The organism is Streptomyces sp. NPDC048197, assembly GCF_043202395.1.
Lineage (GTDB): Bacteria > Actinomycetota > Actinomycetes > Streptomycetales > Streptomycetaceae > Streptomyces > Streptomyces siderophoricus.
The window spans coordinates 477,166-491,320 of the sequence record NZ_JBIDAJ010000002.1 but is presented as its reverse complement, the minus strand read 5'-3'; the positions used below and the strand labels follow the sequence as shown (position 1 = coordinate 491,320).

Sequence of the window (14,155 nt, the reverse complement as noted above, 5' to 3'; positions counted from 1 at the left end):
TCCGGGCCGGAAGGCGCACCGGTCAGCGGATCCCGTCGGCCGTGCGGCGGTAGGTCGAGCGCCGGTCCTCGATGGCGGGCCAGCGGTCGCCGTAGACGGTGTCCAGGATGCCCGGCTCCCGGAGGAAGTCGTGCGGGAAGCCCAGCGGCACCGCGCTCACCCGGTCGAGCCGGAGCCTGGCGTCCGCGTCCAGCTCGACGTCGACGCTGGCCAGGTTGTCGGCCAGCTGGCTCTCCTTGGTGGCGCCGATGATCGGGACGATGTTGCCGGGCCGGCCGCGCAGCCAGGCCAGCGCCACCTGCGCCGGGCTCCAGCCGCCTGCTTCGGCGATCTCCAGCACCGTGCCGATGGTCTCGTCCGCGTTGTGGTCGCGGGCGACCTCGGAATCGACGGTGGTGAGCCGGCCTTGTTCGCCGCGGCGGTACTTGCCGGTGAGCTTGCCGGCCGCCAGCGGCGCCCAGGCGAGGACCGCCAGGTCGAAGGCGCGCGCCTGCGGCAGGAGTTCCCGCTCCGGGGTCCGCTCCAGCAGGTTGTAGCGCAGCTGCGAGCCGGCGAAGGCGGTCCAGCCGCGCAGTTCGGCGAGGGTGTTGGCCTGGGCGATCTCCCAGGCCGCCCAGTCGGAGACGCCGATGTAGAGCACCTTGCCCGCCCGCACCACGTCGTCGAGCGCCCGCATGACCTCCTCGACCGGGGTGAAGTTGTCCCGGGCGTGCACCCACAGCACGTCGAGGTGGTCGGTCCGCAGCCGCGCGAGGCTGGCCTCGACCGAACGGATCAGGTTCTTGCGGTGGTTGCCCGCCGCGTTCACATCGCCCTTGCGCGTGACGCAGGTGTATTTGCTCGCCAGGACGAAGGCGTCCCGGCGGCCCTCCAGGAGCTCCCCCAGCATCCGCTCGGAGGAGCCCTCGGTGTAGTTGTTGGCGGTGTCGAGGAAGTTGCCGCCCGCGTCGGCGTAGGCGTCCAGGATCCGGGCGCTGGTCTCCTTGGGGGTGCCCCAGCCCCATTCCTCGCCGAACGTCATCGTGCCCAGGCTCAGCTCGCTCACCCGCAGGCCGGTCCTGCCGAACAATGTGTAGCGCACGTGGTTCCCTTCGGTCCGCTCTGGCCGGTCGTGGTCGCCACGCTAGGAGCTGGAGCGCGCTTGAGGGCAAGTCATCGGCGTGTGGGGGCGCGCGTGTCACCGGGCGTCGCCCCGGTGGGCGGTGCCGTGCCGGGGCGCCCGCGTGTGCGGCGGGCGCCCCGTCCGGTTCCGGTCAGCCGGTGATGATCGCCGGGTCGCTGACGCCGACCTGACCGTTCTCGACGTGGCCGGCGAACCGGCGCAGGAAGGTCTTGTCGGTGTCGGAGGTGACCGACAGGTCGTACCAGCGCTTGCTCGCCCGCAGGTCGATCTCGTGCTTGACGGTGGCGCCGGCGCGGACCGGGTAGGTCTGGGCGGCACCGCCGTAGGCGTTGGTGACCGTGAGGTGGGCGTCGGTGCTGCCGGGGTTGGTCAGCGTGAGGACCAGGCGCCCGGTGGTCGCGTCATGACGGGCGGTCACCTCGGGGCCCTTCTTCTTCCCGTCGCCCTTGAAGGTGCGCAGGAAGCCGTTCGGCCCGAAGACGGACAGGTCGTAGACGCCCTTGGAGTAGGCGGTGTTCCAGGTGTCGGAGATCTTCTTGCCGGCCTCCGTGGTGTACGTCCAGGGGCCGTCGGTGCGGTTGCCCGCGGTGACGGTGAAGCAGGCGCCGGCCTGGGCGCCGGCGCTGAAGGTGAGCGTGAAGCGCCCGGTGGACGCGGCCCCGGCGCCGTCGACCAGGGGTGCGTACGGCAGCGGGCGGGACGGCCGGGAGCCGGGCTCCTGCTTGGGCAGAACGGGGTTGGCCGGCGGCTTGGGGACGTAGCTGTCGTGCCGGTCCTTGTCCGGCGGCTGGTAGCCGTCGGTGTCCGGCAGCGCGGCCGGCTTGGTGTTTTCCAGGGAGAAGTCGAAGGCCGAGGTCAGGTCGCCGCAGATGGCCCGCCGCCAGGGCGAGATGTTGGGCTCGTGCACCCCGAAGCGGCGCTCCAGGAAACGGATGATGGAGGTGTGGTCGAACGTCTCGGAGCAGACGTAACCACCGGTGCTCCAGGGGGAGACGACGAGCATCGGCACGCGCTGGCCGAGGCCGTAGGGGCCCGCGGAGTAGGTGGCGTTGCCGCCGAAGTAGTCGAGCTCGGTGTCCACGGTGGACAGGCCCTGGTCGGCGGAGGCCGGCGGGTAGGGCGGGACGATGTGGTCGAAGTACCCGTCGTTCTCGTCGTACGTGATGAACAGGGCGGTCTTGCTCCACACCTCGGGGTTGGAGGTGAGTGCGTCCAGAACCTGGGAGACGTACCAGGCGCCGTAGTTGGCGGGCCAGTTGGGGTGCTCGGAGAACGCCTCGGGCGCGGCGATCCAGGAGACCTGGGGCAGCTTGCCGGCCTTGACGTCGGCCTTGAGCCGGTCGAAGTAGCCGTCGCCCTGCTTGGCGTTGGTGCCGGTGCGGGCCTTGTCGTAGAGCGGGTCGCCGGGCTTGGCGTTGCGGTACTGGTTGAAGAAGAGCAGTGAGTTGTCGCCGTAGTTGCCGCGGTAGGCGTCGTCGATCCAGCCCCACTTGCCGTTGGCGTCCAGGCCGTCACCGATGTCCTGGTAGACCTTCCAGGAGACCCCGGCCTTCTCCAGCCGCTCCGGGTACGTCGTCCAGCTGTAGCCGAGCTCCTCGTTGCCCAGGACCGGGCCGCCGCCGGAGCCGTCGTTGCCGACGTGGCCGGAGAACATGTAGTAGCGGTTGGGGTCGGTGGCCCCGATGATCGAGCAGTGGTACGCGTCGCAGATGGTGAACGCATCCGCCAGCGCGTAGTGGAACGGGATGTCCTTGCGGGTCAGGTAGGCCATCGTGCCGGTGCCCTTGGCGGGGATCCAGCTGTCGTAATTGCCGTTGTTCCAGGCCTTGTGGCCGCCGGCCCAGTCGTGGTTGAGGCCCTCGATGAACTGCATGCCGAGGTCGTCGGCGTCGGGGTGGTACGGCAGGACGTCCTTGCCGCCGTCCGGCTGGTGCCACACGGACTTGCCGCTCTCCAGGATGACCGGACGCGGGTCACCGAAGCCGCGTACGCCCTTCAGCGAGCCGAAGTAGTGGTCGAAGGAACGGTTCTCCTGCATGAGCACCACGACGTGCTCGATGTCCTTGATGGAACCGGAGCTACGGGTGGCGGGGATGGCGGCGGCGCGGGCGATGCTGCTGGACAGCGCCGAAACGCCCGCGGTGGCACCGGCGATCTGGAGGAATCGCCGCCGATTGAGTTCAGGCATGAGTCTGGGGACCTCGCGATATGGGGGGAATGCTGGCGTGTTGAGGCGGAGCTGTTCGGTTGTGTGAGGTGCTGTGCGATGACAGCGTCAGCAGAGTGTTCCAAGAGGAACGAGCGTCAGGGAAGGGGGGGTGTCAGATGTGTGTCGGATCGCCGTACGGGCAGCGAACTCCCTGGTCGGAGCGGTAGGGAGCGACGGGCACGGAACCCGCTCGGTGACCGGGGGGACGACCGGGGCCGCTGGCCGCCCGGTTCGTACCGGAATCCGGGCGATCACCGGACGGGTCGAGGGCGCGCGGCCGGGCGCGGGGGCTCCGTAGGGCTGCCGCGGCGGCGCGGTCCGAGCGGGCGGGCACTCAGGACCGCGGGCAGGCGGGAACGGCAGGGCCGGTTCCGGAAGTGGCCGGAATCCGGACCTGTGCACGACGGAGGCGGGGGCGCCGCTCGGCGGCGGAAGGACGGCGGAGGTTCCGGGAAGGCGGCCGACGCGGACCGGTACCGGCGCGGTCCGGGTCGAGCCGGGTCCGGCCGGTCAGCGGGCGGGCGGGCGCACGGGGGACGCGGGGGCCCTGCTGGGGCCGGCCGGGGAGGCAGCGGAAGAAGGGACCGCCGAAAAGCGGTGCCCTCGCGCGGCGTTGAGGCTCCGGGCCGTGGCCGTGCCGCGGTCGTCACCGCGGCGGACGGCCGCCTTCCGGCTCAACTGCCTTGGTGGGGGCGGCTATCGGCCGGCGGGCCAGGCGTGCCGGGGCGTGCCGTGACGGACGCCCCGCCGGGTTCGGTGACCGTGGCCCCGCCCTGTCGCGGACGTATCAGGCGAGGCGGGCGGGCTCGGCGAGCGGCTCGACCGGTACGGCCGGCGGAACCACCGGCTGCCCCTTCTCGTCGGGCACGCTGCGCAGCGGGGCGCGGCCGGCCAGCCGCGTCCTGCGGGTCGCCTCGACGCGCCGGGTGAACCAGATGACCTTGCCGTCGGGGGTGCCGCAGGTGCCCCAGCTGTCGCTGAGCGCGGCGACCCGGGAGAGCCCGCCGCCGGCGGCGCTCAGCAGCTTCGGCAGCCGCGGGCCCTCGTCGGCGACCGAGGCCGTCAGATTGCGGCCGGACCAGCGGAGTTCGACGACGCAGCGGGCCTCCGGGCCGATGTGGCGATGGACGTTGGTCAGGAGTTCCGCCACTCCCCGGCATACGGGCGGGATATGGAGCTCGAGGTCCCAATACCTCAGGTGCGCGGCAAGAATCCGCTGGATCTGCGGCACGCGCTCCGCCGAAGCATGCAGTTCGACCGTGTAGTGCCGGTCGCTGGGAAGTCTCATGTCGTGGCTCCTCACCGCGAGAGGCTCACGTCCTTCACCTCGTTGGACCAACGAACCCCGAACACGAAGAGTGAGCATCTGGTACGTATGGGTCACCTGTCATGCTGACCCGGCCACCTGGGGCCCGCAACAGCTCATGGCCCCCGGGGTCCCCGGCGCTCACCTGATACGGCCCTCTCACAAGTGGGGCAGCACCTTGTCGGGGGTGAGCGGAATGTCGCGGAGCCTTACTCCAGTCGCGTGCCACACGGCGTTGGTGACGGCCGCCGCGGTGCCCACGATGCCGATCTCGCCGATGCCCTTGCTGCCCATGGGGTTGAGGTGCGGATCCTCCTCCTCGACCCAGTACGCCTCGATCCGCGGCACGTCGGCGCAGGCCGGCACGTGATAGCCGGCCAGATCGCACCCGGCGAAGCCGCCGAACTCCGGGTCCACCTCGCTGCCCTCGGTGAGCGCCATGCCCAGGCCCATGGTCATCCCGCCGATGAACTGGGAGCGCGCGGTGCGGGGGTTGAGGATCCGGCCGGCCGCGAACACGCCCATCAGGCGGCGCACCCGGATCTCCCCGGTGACCGTGTCGACCTGCACCTCGGCGAAGGTGGCGCCGAACGAGTGCCGGGCGTACGGGGACCGCTCGGAGGTCTCCTGACGGGTGTCGACGGCGACCGTGAACCCGTCGGCCGGGAGCGGCCCGACATGGTCCCGCAGCCGCGCCCGCAGCGCCGTGCACGCCTTGTGGACCACCCAGCCCCACGAGCCGATGCCGGCCGAGCCGCCGGCCAGCATCGCGGGCGGCAGATCGCTGTTGCCGATCTCGACCCGGACCCGGTCCTCCGGGGCCATCAGCGCACCGGCGGCGATCTGCGCGAGCACGGTGCGGGCGCCGGTGCCGATGTCGGTGGCGTTCACCCGGATCCGGAAGGTGCCGTCGCGGTCGGCGTGCGCCTCGGCGTCGGAAGCGGCGATCAGAACGGGGTAGGTGGACGCGGCGACACCGGTGCCGAGCAGCAGATCGCCCTCGCGGCGCACGCCGGGCCGCGGATCGCGCGGCAGCCAGCCGAACCGCTCGGCGCCGTCGCGCAGCGCGCCCACCAGGTGCCGGCTGCTGAAGGCCCGGTCGCTGTCCGGCTCGGTGTCCGGCTCGTTGCGCATCCGCAGTTCGATCGGGTCCATGCCCAGTTGGACGGCGAGTTCGTCCATGGCGGACTCCAGGGCGTACATGCCGGGGCACTCGCCCGGGGCGCGCATCCACGAGGGCGTCGGTACGTCGAGCGGGACGACGCGGTGCACGGTGCGGCTGTTCGGCGAGGCGTACATGACGCGGGCGGGCACCGCTGCCTGCTCGACGAATTCCGTGACGGTGGAGGTGTGGGTGGCGCTCTCGTGGGACAGCGCGGTGATCACGCCGTCGCTGCCGGCGCCCAGGCGGACCCGCTGGATCGTCGGGGCGCGGTGGCCGACGACCGCGGGCATCTCCCGGCGCGGCACCGAGACCTTGACCGGCCGCCCGGTGTGCCGCGCGGCCATCACGGCGAGGACGACCTGCGGGCGCGGCGTCCCCTTGGAGCCGAAGCCGCCGCCGACGTGTTCGGAGACGACGGTGATCTCGCTCGTGTCGAGCTTGAAGAGGGCGGCCAGGTCCTCACACACCTTGGTGGCCCCCTGGCTGGAGTCGTGGACCGTCAGATGCCCCTCGTTCCACTGGGCGGTCGAGGCGTGCGGCTCCATCGGGTGGTTGTGCAGCGGGGGCACGTGGTAGGTCGCGTCCACGGTGACCGGCGCGGCAGCGAACGCCCCCTCGAAGTCGCCGCGTTCCCGCGTCCCCGGGTACCCGCCGTTGACCTTCTCCGGCTCGTACATCCGCGGGTGGTCGGCGCGCAGCAGGACGTCGACGTCGTCGTCGGTCTCGTACGTCACCCGGACGGCCTCGGCGGCCGCCCGGGCCGTTTCGATCGTGTCGGCGACCGCGAGCGCCACGTACCAGCCGCGGTGCGGCACCCGGTCCTCCTGGAGGAGTGACAGCGTGGGGTCCTCGGCGGCGGCCAGCCGGGGGGCGTTCTCGTGCGTCAGCACCGTGATCACACCCGGCAGCGCGAGCGCCTCCGCGGTGTCCACGGCGGCGACCCGGCCGCGCGGGATGCCCGCGGCGACCGGCCAGCCGTAGGCACAGTTCGGCGGGGTGTGTTCGGCCGCGTAACGGGCGGCACCGGTGACTTTCTCCCGGCCCTCCCGCCGGACGAGCGGTTCGCCCAGGGGGTACGGGGGTGGGCCGAGCGGGAAGGTGCGGGGGCTCATGGGCGGGTCCTTGGGTGCTCCTGGAGACCCTGATGGGTCCGGGGTGGGTGGAGGTCAGCCGTGGGCTGGTGGGGCCGCCAGTTCGGTCAGGACGGCGACGGCGAGGTTGCGGGCCAGCGGGACCTTGAAGCCGTTGTCGCGCAGCGGCTCGGCGGCCGCGAGTTCGGCCTCGGCGGCGCGGGCGAAGGTGTCTTCGGTGGCGGGGGCGTCCCGCAGCACCTCTTCGGCCGTACGGGCCCGCCACGGCCGGTGTGCGAGCCCGCCGAACGCCAGCGCGGCACGCCGTACGACACCGTCCCGGACGTCCAGCACGGCGGCGACGGAGGCGAGCGCGAAGGCGAACGACGCGCGGTCGCGGGCCTTGCGGTAGCGGGACCGCGCGCCGTCGTCCGCGGGCGGCAGCTGCACGGCGGTGATCAGTTCGCCGGGCCGGATGACGGTGTCCCGCTCGGGGTGGTCGCCGGGCAGCCGGTGGAACTCGGTCACCGGCACGCTCCGGTCGCCGTCCGGGCCGTGCAGGTGGACGGTCGCGTCGAGTGCGGCCAGCGCGACCGCCATGTCGGACGGCTGGGTGGCGACACAGTGCGGGGAGTGGCCCAGTACGGCGAGGTCGCGGTGCACGCCCTCACGGGCCGGACAGCCGGTCCCCGGCTCACGTTTGTTGCAGGGCTTGGAGACGTCCTGGAAATACAGGCAGCGGGTGCGCTGCAGCAGATTGCCCCCGGTGGTCGCGGTGTTGCGCAGCTGCCCCGAGGCGCCGGACAGCACCGCCTGCGACAGCACCGGGTAGCGCTCGCGCACGGGGGCCGCCGCGGCCAGGGCGCTGTTGCTGACCATCGCCCCGATGCGGAGCCCGCCGTCCGGCAGTTCCTCGATGTGGTCCAGCGGCAGCCGGGTGACGTCGATGAGCAGACCGGGCCGCTCCACGCCCAGTTTCATCAGGTCGACGAGGTTGGTGCCGCCACCGAGGAAGCGGGCTCCCGGCTGCCCCTCGGCGGCCCGCACGGCCTCCTCGACGCTCATCGCCCGCACGTATCCGAACGGTTTCATGACGCCACCCCCTGGTCGGTGGACACGTCATGGACCGCCTCGACGATCCGCGGGTAGGCCCCGCAGCGGCACAGGTTGCCACTCATCCGCTCGCGGATCTCCTCGACGGTCAGCTGCACCGGCCCGCCCTGGGGTGCGTCGGCGGGGGTGACGTGGGACGGAAAGCCGTCCGCCGCCTCCTGGATCACGCCCACGGCCGAGCAGATCTGGCCCGGCGTGCAGTAGCCGCACTGCAGTGCGTCCCGCTCCACGAACGCCTCCTGGAGCGGATGCAGCCGCACCCCGTCCGCCAGCCCCTCGATGGTGGTGATGTGCCGTCCGTCCTGGGCCACGGCCAGCATCAGACAGCTGTTGGCGCGCCGGCCCTCGACGAGCACCGTGCAGGCGCCGCACTGTCCGTGGTCGCAGCCTTTCTTGGCCCCGGTGAGGCCGAGGTGCTCCCGGAGCACGTCCAGGACCGTGGTCCGGTGATCCAGGGTCAGCTCGTACGCCGTTCCGTTGACGTGCAGAACCAGCGCGGAACTCTGCTCGGCCGCTGCCTCGGCGGGGCGGGCGGTGGCCGTCCCTGCCCGCGTCCCGGCACCGGTCCCGGAACGCGCGGCGCCCGCCGCCCGCGCCCCTCCGGCGTCCGCCGGTTGATTGGTGGGCTGCACTCGCTTCTGCCTTTCCTCGCTCCGGTTCCCCCTGGCTCCGCTTTTCCTCTTGCTCCGCCTTCCTCTTGCTCGGCCTTACCCCTGGCTCCGCCTCCCCCTGGCTCCGGTTCCGCCCTGGCTCCGGTTCCGCCTTGCGAGGGCCAGGTGGGGTACGCCCGTGGCCCCACCGGCCACCCCCCTTCGGGGCGTGGCCGGGTGAGGACGGCCGGTCGCCCCGTCGAAGGGGCCGGTCGCCTCCCCGGGCTCCCGGGCGCCGCCCTGGTCCGGTGGCCGGGCTAGCGGGACTCCAGGCGGAGTTCGACCTCCTTCTCCTGGTCGCCGGCGGCCATGCCGAGGATGTGCACCGTGAACGCCGGCTCCAGGCCCTTGCACAGCTGGTCAACGGCCCAGTAGCCGCCCTGGAGGCTGACCAGCACCGGCGCTGTCAGCCTCCGGGGCTCGGCCTCGGCCTTGTGCTCGCTCACGTCGATGGTCGAGGTCCACACCGTCGGCCCCGCCCCCGCCATTTCCTCGGGCACGTCGTCGGCGGCCCGGTCGGAGGCGAAGGCGGTCCGCAGGGCGCTGAAGACGGCGTGTGCGTCCTGCGTCGCACAGCTCTCCAGCTCCACCACCACCTCGGCCGATACATGTTCCGCGTGTGACGCCTGTTCCGCGCTGTTCACTGTGGGGCCTTCCTCTGTGGGCCTTCCGCTGGGAGCCGAACGCTTCCAGGCTCGCCCCCCGGCCCGCTCTGTGCGACCCGAGGCTCGAACGAGTGGTTTAAACGGGCGCAACGGCGCGGCGCAACCCAGAAGCGTTACGCTCAGTAATCACAGCAAGCATTCTGTAATCGCCCGCAGCCACCGGCGCCGCGTACCCCTCTCTCCCACTGCCTCTTGCTCCCGACCGCCTCTCGCTCCCACTGCCGCTTGCTCCCGACTACCTCTGGTTCCCGTGGCACCGCCGGCAATCCACCGCAGTGCGCCCGCGAGCAGTCCACGAGTCCGTCAACGAGCGATCCACGAGTCCGTCCACCGTCAGCCCCATCAGCCCCTCGATCCGATCTCCAGGAGCCCACCTTGACCAGCACCGTCATCGACCAGAAGGTCACCAGCTACAGCGTCCGCCATGCGCTCTGCATGGCGCGCGCAGCCGAGCTCGCGTACAAGGACGAGCCGGCCATCGACAAAGCCGCCCGCGAATGGGGCTTCGAGCAGGTGCGGCACCACCACACCACGTTCCGGCCACCGTTCCCGCTGGAGGACACCCAGGCGTACACCCTCGGCGGCCGCGACATGATCATCACCGCCTTCCGGGGCACCGAGCCGTCGAACATGCGCGACTGGCTGTCCGACACGACGACCCCGCCCTGGCCGGGCCCCGGCGGCAAGGGGTACATCCACTACGGCTTCGGTGAGGCGCTGGAGTCCGTCTGGCCGCAGGTCCACGCCGCCGTCCACGAGTTCCGGGACAACGGCCAGACGGTCTGGTTCACCGGCCACAGCCTGGGCGGTGCGCTGGCGATGCTGGCCGGCGCCCGGCTGCACTTCGAAGAGCCGTATCTGACGGCCGCCGGCGTCTACACCTTCGGGCAGCCGCGGACCTGCGACCGGCTGCTGACGCGGGAGTTCGACGCGGCCTTCACCGACCGCATGTACCGCTTCGTCAACAACAACGACGTCGTGCCCCAGCTCCCCCCGGAGCCCGCGTTCCACCACGTCTCCGCGCTGCGCTACATCGACTCCACCGGCAAGATCCACACCACCATGCCGGTGATCACCGGCCTCTTCGACCACGCCAAGGGCTACACCGCCGACCTGCTGGCCCCCACGTCCGACGGCGTCCGGGACCACTTCATGGAGGCGTACATCACCGCACTGGAGAAGAACCAGAACTGACCACAGACCCACGGCCCGAAGGCACGCCCCGGCGGGGAGCCGCGCCCGGCGGGCCTCCGCCGGGCACGGCGGGTCAGCGCTCCCGCCGATCACCGTTACCGGCGGATCAGCACTCCCGCCGGGTCACCGTTACCGGTGGGCCACCGGGCCCCGCCGGGCCCCGCCGGGCCATCGCTCCCGGGCGCACCGGTCCCGGCGGCTCACCGCTCCTGTCCGGTCACCGCTCGCGGCGAGTCAGCGCCCCGACGGGGCAGCGCTCCCGACGGGGCAGCGCTCCGGGCGGGGCAGCACTCCCGGCAGGGCAGCACTCCGAGCGGGGCAGCACTCCCGGCAGGGCAGCGCTCCGAGCGGGGCGGCACCCCCGGCAGGGCAGCGCGAGCGGAGGGGCAGGGCGCCCGGCGGCTCACCCGCCCCGGCGAGCGTGGGCCGGTGCGGTGAAGGTGATGTCGGCGGCTCGGGCGACGATCTCGACCTCGTCGCCCAGTGCCCATTCGGCCGCGCGGGAGGACATCGCGGCCGGGACGACCCCGCTGATGCCCGGGGCGGCGGGGATGTCGTAGGTGGCGTGTGCGTCGTGCGGCAGGACCACGCGGTAGTCGCGGGCCAGGGCCGTACGGGCGGTCGCGCTGACGCACATCTCGGAGAGCACCCCGCAGATCGCCAGCCCTCCGACGTCCGCCGCCTCCAGCAGGTCGCCCAGTGCCGTGCCCTCGAAGCCGTCGTCCTGCGTCTTGCGGACCACGGTCTCGCGCGGCCCCGGCGCGACGGGCAGGTGGAGTTCCCAGCCGGGGGTGTGCGGGGCGTCGACGGCCCCGGGCTCACCGTCGTTCTGGAGGTGGACGACGAGGGCCCCGGCGGCGCGGGCCCGGGCCAGCAGACCACGGCTCCGATCGAGCACCCGCGCCGCGTCCGGCACCGCGTCCTCGCCCGCGACGAAGGCCGATTGGATGTCGACGAGGATCAGCGCCTCGACGGGACGGACCGGCGCGCCGACACCCCCGTCCCCGCCGCCACCGTCCTCCACGGCCTCGGCCCCGCGCATGGTGCTGGTGCCCGCGTCGGCATCGGCGCCGGCGGCGCGGAGGGTGCTGGTGCCCGTACGAGGCTCGGCGGCCTCGTTGGCGTCGTCGGCCGCGTCGACCTCATTGGGCTCGTCGGCGATGGTGGTGGTCATGATGACCATGGTGCGGGTGGGGGGCGACCGATCGCGCCGGCGGTGTCGTGATCCGGCCAGGGCCCATCTCTCCCCTCCTCCCGGACGCGCTCCCTGACACGCCGTTCTCGGCCGTCCGGGTCCATATGGTTGCCACGGGCATCGAACCGGGCAGATCATCCCGTAGGGACGCCGTTTCGCAGGTACAGGCGTACGTACGCACACCCCCTGCGTACGGGATGAGCGCACCGGGCGACGCGAGAAGAGGCAGCCGTGGAACCAGCCACCGTCAACGTCAACGGCCACTGCGCACCGGAGTTCGCGGGCGTGCAGGAGGCCTTCGAGCGGAATTTCCGGCGGCACGGAGAAGTCGGGGCCGCCGTCACGGTGACCCTGGACGGGGAGCCGGTGGTCGACCTGTGGGGCGGCCACAAGGATGCCGACCGGACGCAGGACTGGGAACGCGACACCCTGGTCAACGTCTACTCGACATCCAAGGGGATGACGGCACTCTGTGCCCATCTGCTCGTCGACCGCGGGGAGTTGGACCTCGATGCGCCGGTCGCCCACTACTGGCCGGAGTTCGCCCAGGCCGGCAAAAAGGACTTACCCGTCCGCTGGCTGCTCAGCCACCGCTCCGGCCTGATCGCTCCGCGCACCCCGCTGCCGCCGGGGCGCGCCTACGACTGGGACGCGGTCTGCACGGTACTGGCGGCGACCGAGCCGTGGTGGGAGCCGGGTACCGCCCAGGGCTACCACGCGGTGACCTTCGGCTATCTCGTCGGCGAGGTCGTCCGTCGGGTCACCGGGCAGTCCCTGGGGGCGTTCCTGCGCAGCGAAATCACGGAGCCGCTGGGGGCCCGGGTGTTCATCGGCACCCCGGACGAGGAGCACGACTCCTGCGCGGACATGGTCGGGCAGCTGGACGAGGCGCTGCTCGCCGAGCGGCTTCCGGGTGCGCCGAGGCCACCGTTCCGGTCCCTGGACGACCATCCGATGGCCGTCGTGATGCTCTCCCTGATGTCCATCCCGACCGGCGACGTCAACAGCGCGGCCTACCGGTCGGCGGAGATCCCGGGCGGCAATGCGCACGCCTCCGCGCACGGGCTCGCGACGGTGTACGGCGCGCTGGTGGGCGGGGACCTGGTCGGTGCCGGGACGCTGGAGGCGATGCGCCGGTCGCAGAGCCGGCCCGGGGAACCGGATCTGGCCATAGGGCCGCTCGCCCCACCCGGTTTCGAGCTGCGCTGGGGTCTCGGCTACATGCTCAACCACCAGTGCCGGCTGGGCCCGAACCCGGCGGCGTTCGGGCACGGTGGGGCCGGCGGTTCGTACGCCTTCGCGGACCCCGAGAACCGGCTGTCGTACGCGTACACCATGAACAAGTACGGCGGCGGGACGGCGGGCGACGACCCGCGCAACGGCGGGCTGGTCAGGGCGGTGTACCAGGCGCTGGACGGGCGGCGCGGCTGAGCACGGAGGGGCGGGCAGGGGCGGACAGGGGCGTGGCGCACGCCGCCCCCGGGCCCGCGGCCCCGGCCCCCGGCCCCCGGCCCGCTAGGGAGCGGCCGACGGTCGGCAACAGGCGGCCGGTGGTCGGCGGCAGGCAGTCGGGGCCCGCGGCAGACGGCAGGCAGCCCGCGGCAGACGGCAGGGGCAGGAAGTCGACGACAGGGGCAGGAAGTCGACGACAGGCGGTCGACGACCGATGGTCGGCGGCAGGCGGCCGGCAGTCGACGGCCCGCGGCAGGCGGCAGGCAGTCGGCGCCAGGCACTTCGAGGGCACGGGGCTCGCAGTCCGCGGCCCCCGGTCGGCGGACCGCTAGGGAGCCGCCGGTTCCGGTGGTGGGGCGGGGCGGGGCGGCACCGGTGGGGCGTCCGCGGCGGCGGCGAGGGCGTGCAGCGAGTGGACCAGGCCGGCGCGCTGTCCGGCCGGCAGCCGGGCCACGATCGCGGCGATCTCGGCGTGCCGGTCGGCGAGTACCTGCGCGACGAGTTCCCGGCCCTCGGCGGTCAGTTCCAGTACGACCTCCCGGCGGTTACCGGGGTTGGCCTTGCGGGTGACGCTGCCGGCCGCCGCGAGCCGGTCGACCATCCGCATCGCGGTGGACGGATTGACCCCCAGCGCGGCGGCCAGGGCGGCGAGCTTGACCGGGCCCTGGCTGTCGAGCACGACCAGGGTGCGCAGCTGGGGCAGGGTGAGCGAGGGCTCGATCCGGGCCAGCGCCCGGGCCGAGATCGCGACCAGCAGCCGGGATGCGGTCAGCACCGCGGCGATGACCTCCTCGACGTCCTGGTCGAGGTCCGTGTCGACGTCCGTGTCGACGTTCTGGGCGACGGCGCGGTCGACGTCCCGGTCGAGGTACTCGCCGCCGTGCTGCGCGAGCGCGTGCCCGGGCGCGGCCGGCCGGCCCGGCCGGCGTGCGCGATCTTCCTCGTTCCCCATGGCGCCTTTATACCTGTCCCGGCATCGTGCCTGGTCGCGGGCGGTGCCGACGGGCGCGAAC

Annotated in this window: 11 protein-coding genes; 2 read left to right on the top strand and 9 right to left on the bottom strand. The window is 72.7% G+C overall.

Annotated features, from left to right (window positions below):
• Positions 1–22: 22 nt before the first annotated feature.
• From ACGF4C_RS05135 to ACGF4C_RS05105, 7 genes are all read right to left on the bottom strand, one after another.
• Positions 23–1,081 carry an aldo/keto reductase gene (locus ACGF4C_RS05135; RefSeq protein WP_393563363.1) on the bottom strand — a complete coding sequence of 353 codons (1,059 nt, stop codon included), beginning with the start codon at positions 1,079–1,081 and terminating at the stop codon, positions 23–25.
• A gap of 172 nt (positions 1,082–1,253) precedes the next feature.
• Positions 1,254–3,311: a phosphocholine-specific phospholipase C gene (locus ACGF4C_RS05130; protein ID WP_393563361.1), complete on the bottom strand. Its 2,058-nt coding sequence runs from the start codon at positions 3,309–3,311 to the stop codon at positions 1,254–1,256.
• Positions 3,312–4,119: 808 nt separating this feature from the next.
• Complete coding sequence (locus tag ACGF4C_RS05125; protein ID WP_393563359.1) at positions 4,120–4,620, bottom strand: ATP-binding protein; 501 nt, start codon at positions 4,618–4,620, stop codon at positions 4,120–4,122.
• A 177-nt stretch (positions 4,621–4,797) separates the two neighbouring features.
• A complete protein-coding gene (locus ACGF4C_RS05120; RefSeq protein WP_393563358.1) occupies positions 4,798–6,915 on the bottom strand; it encodes a xanthine dehydrogenase family protein molybdopterin-binding subunit in 2,118 nt (705 codons plus the stop codon).
• Positions 6,916–6,969: 54 nt separating this feature from the next.
• The gene (locus ACGF4C_RS05115) at positions 6,970–7,965 is read right to left on the bottom strand and encodes an FAD binding domain-containing protein (RefSeq protein ID WP_393563357.1); all 996 of its coding nucleotides are present in this window, start codon (positions 7,963–7,965) and stop codon (positions 6,970–6,972) included.
• On the bottom strand, positions 7,962–8,618 hold the full coding sequence (locus ACGF4C_RS05110; protein ID WP_393563355.1) for a 2Fe-2S iron-sulfur cluster-binding protein: 657 nt from the start codon (positions 8,616–8,618) through the stop codon (positions 7,962–7,964). Before ACGF4C_RS05110 ends, ACGF4C_RS05115 begins: the two co-directional genes overlap by 4 nt.
• A 275-nt stretch (positions 8,619–8,893) precedes the next feature.
• Entirely contained in the window at positions 8,894–9,280 is a 387-nt protein-coding gene (locus tag ACGF4C_RS05105; protein WP_030413195.1) for a hypothetical protein, read from the bottom strand.
• A gap of 396 nt (positions 9,281–9,676) precedes the next feature.
• On the opposite strand from ACGF4C_RS05105, the gene ACGF4C_RS05100 reads away from it, so the two are divergent.
• A complete protein-coding gene (locus tag ACGF4C_RS05100; protein WP_393563353.1) occupies positions 9,677–10,495 on the top strand; it encodes a lipase family protein in 819 nt (272 codons plus the stop codon).
• A 403-nt stretch (positions 10,496–10,898) separates the two neighbouring features.
• Here ACGF4C_RS05100 and ACGF4C_RS05095 read toward each other — a convergent pair whose 3' ends face one another.
• Positions 10,899–11,537: an isochorismatase family protein gene (locus ACGF4C_RS05095; protein WP_393563465.1), complete on the bottom strand. Its 639-nt coding sequence runs from the start codon at positions 11,535–11,537 to the stop codon at positions 10,899–10,901.
• Positions 11,538–11,921: 384 nt separating this feature from the next.
• Between ACGF4C_RS05095 and ACGF4C_RS05090 the strand changes: the two genes are divergently transcribed.
• Positions 11,922–13,121 (top strand): serine hydrolase domain-containing protein, encoded by a 1,200-nt coding sequence (locus ACGF4C_RS05090; protein ID WP_393563351.1) that lies wholly within the window; start codon positions 11,922–11,924, stop codon positions 13,119–13,121.
• Positions 13,122–13,470: 349 nt separating this feature from the next.
• Here ACGF4C_RS05090 and ACGF4C_RS05085 read toward each other — a convergent pair whose 3' ends face one another.
• Positions 13,471–14,094, bottom strand: a complete 624-nt coding sequence (locus ACGF4C_RS05085) for a MarR family winged helix-turn-helix transcriptional regulator (RefSeq protein ID WP_393563349.1) — start codon at positions 14,092–14,094, stop codon at positions 13,471–13,473.
• Positions 14,095–14,155: the final 61 nt, after the last annotated feature.

Bases quoted from the DNA above. Each gene is read 5' to 3' on its own strand.
- ACGF4C_RS05130 (WP_393563361.1), bottom strand. From the start codon at position 3,311: ATGCCTGAACTCAATCGGCGGCGATTCCTCCAGATCGCCGGTGCCACC.
- ACGF4C_RS05125 (WP_393563359.1), bottom strand. From the start codon at position 4,620: ATGAGACTTCCCAGCGACCGGCACTACACGGTCGAACTGCATGCTTCG.
- ACGF4C_RS05120 (WP_393563358.1), bottom strand. From the start codon at position 6,915: ATGAGCCCCCGCACCTTCCCGCTCGGCCCACCCCCGTACCCCCTGGGC.
- ACGF4C_RS05115 (WP_393563357.1), bottom strand. From the start codon at position 7,965: ATGAAACCGTTCGGATACGTGCGGGCGATGAGCGTCGAGGAGGCCGTG.
- ACGF4C_RS05095 (WP_393563465.1), bottom strand. From the start codon at position 11,537: ATGCGCGGGGCCGAGGCCGTGGAGGACGGTGGCGGCGGGGACGGGGGT.
- ACGF4C_RS05085 (WP_393563349.1), bottom strand. From the start codon at position 14,094: ATGGGGAACGAGGAAGATCGCGCACGCCGGCCGGGCCGGCCGGCCGCG.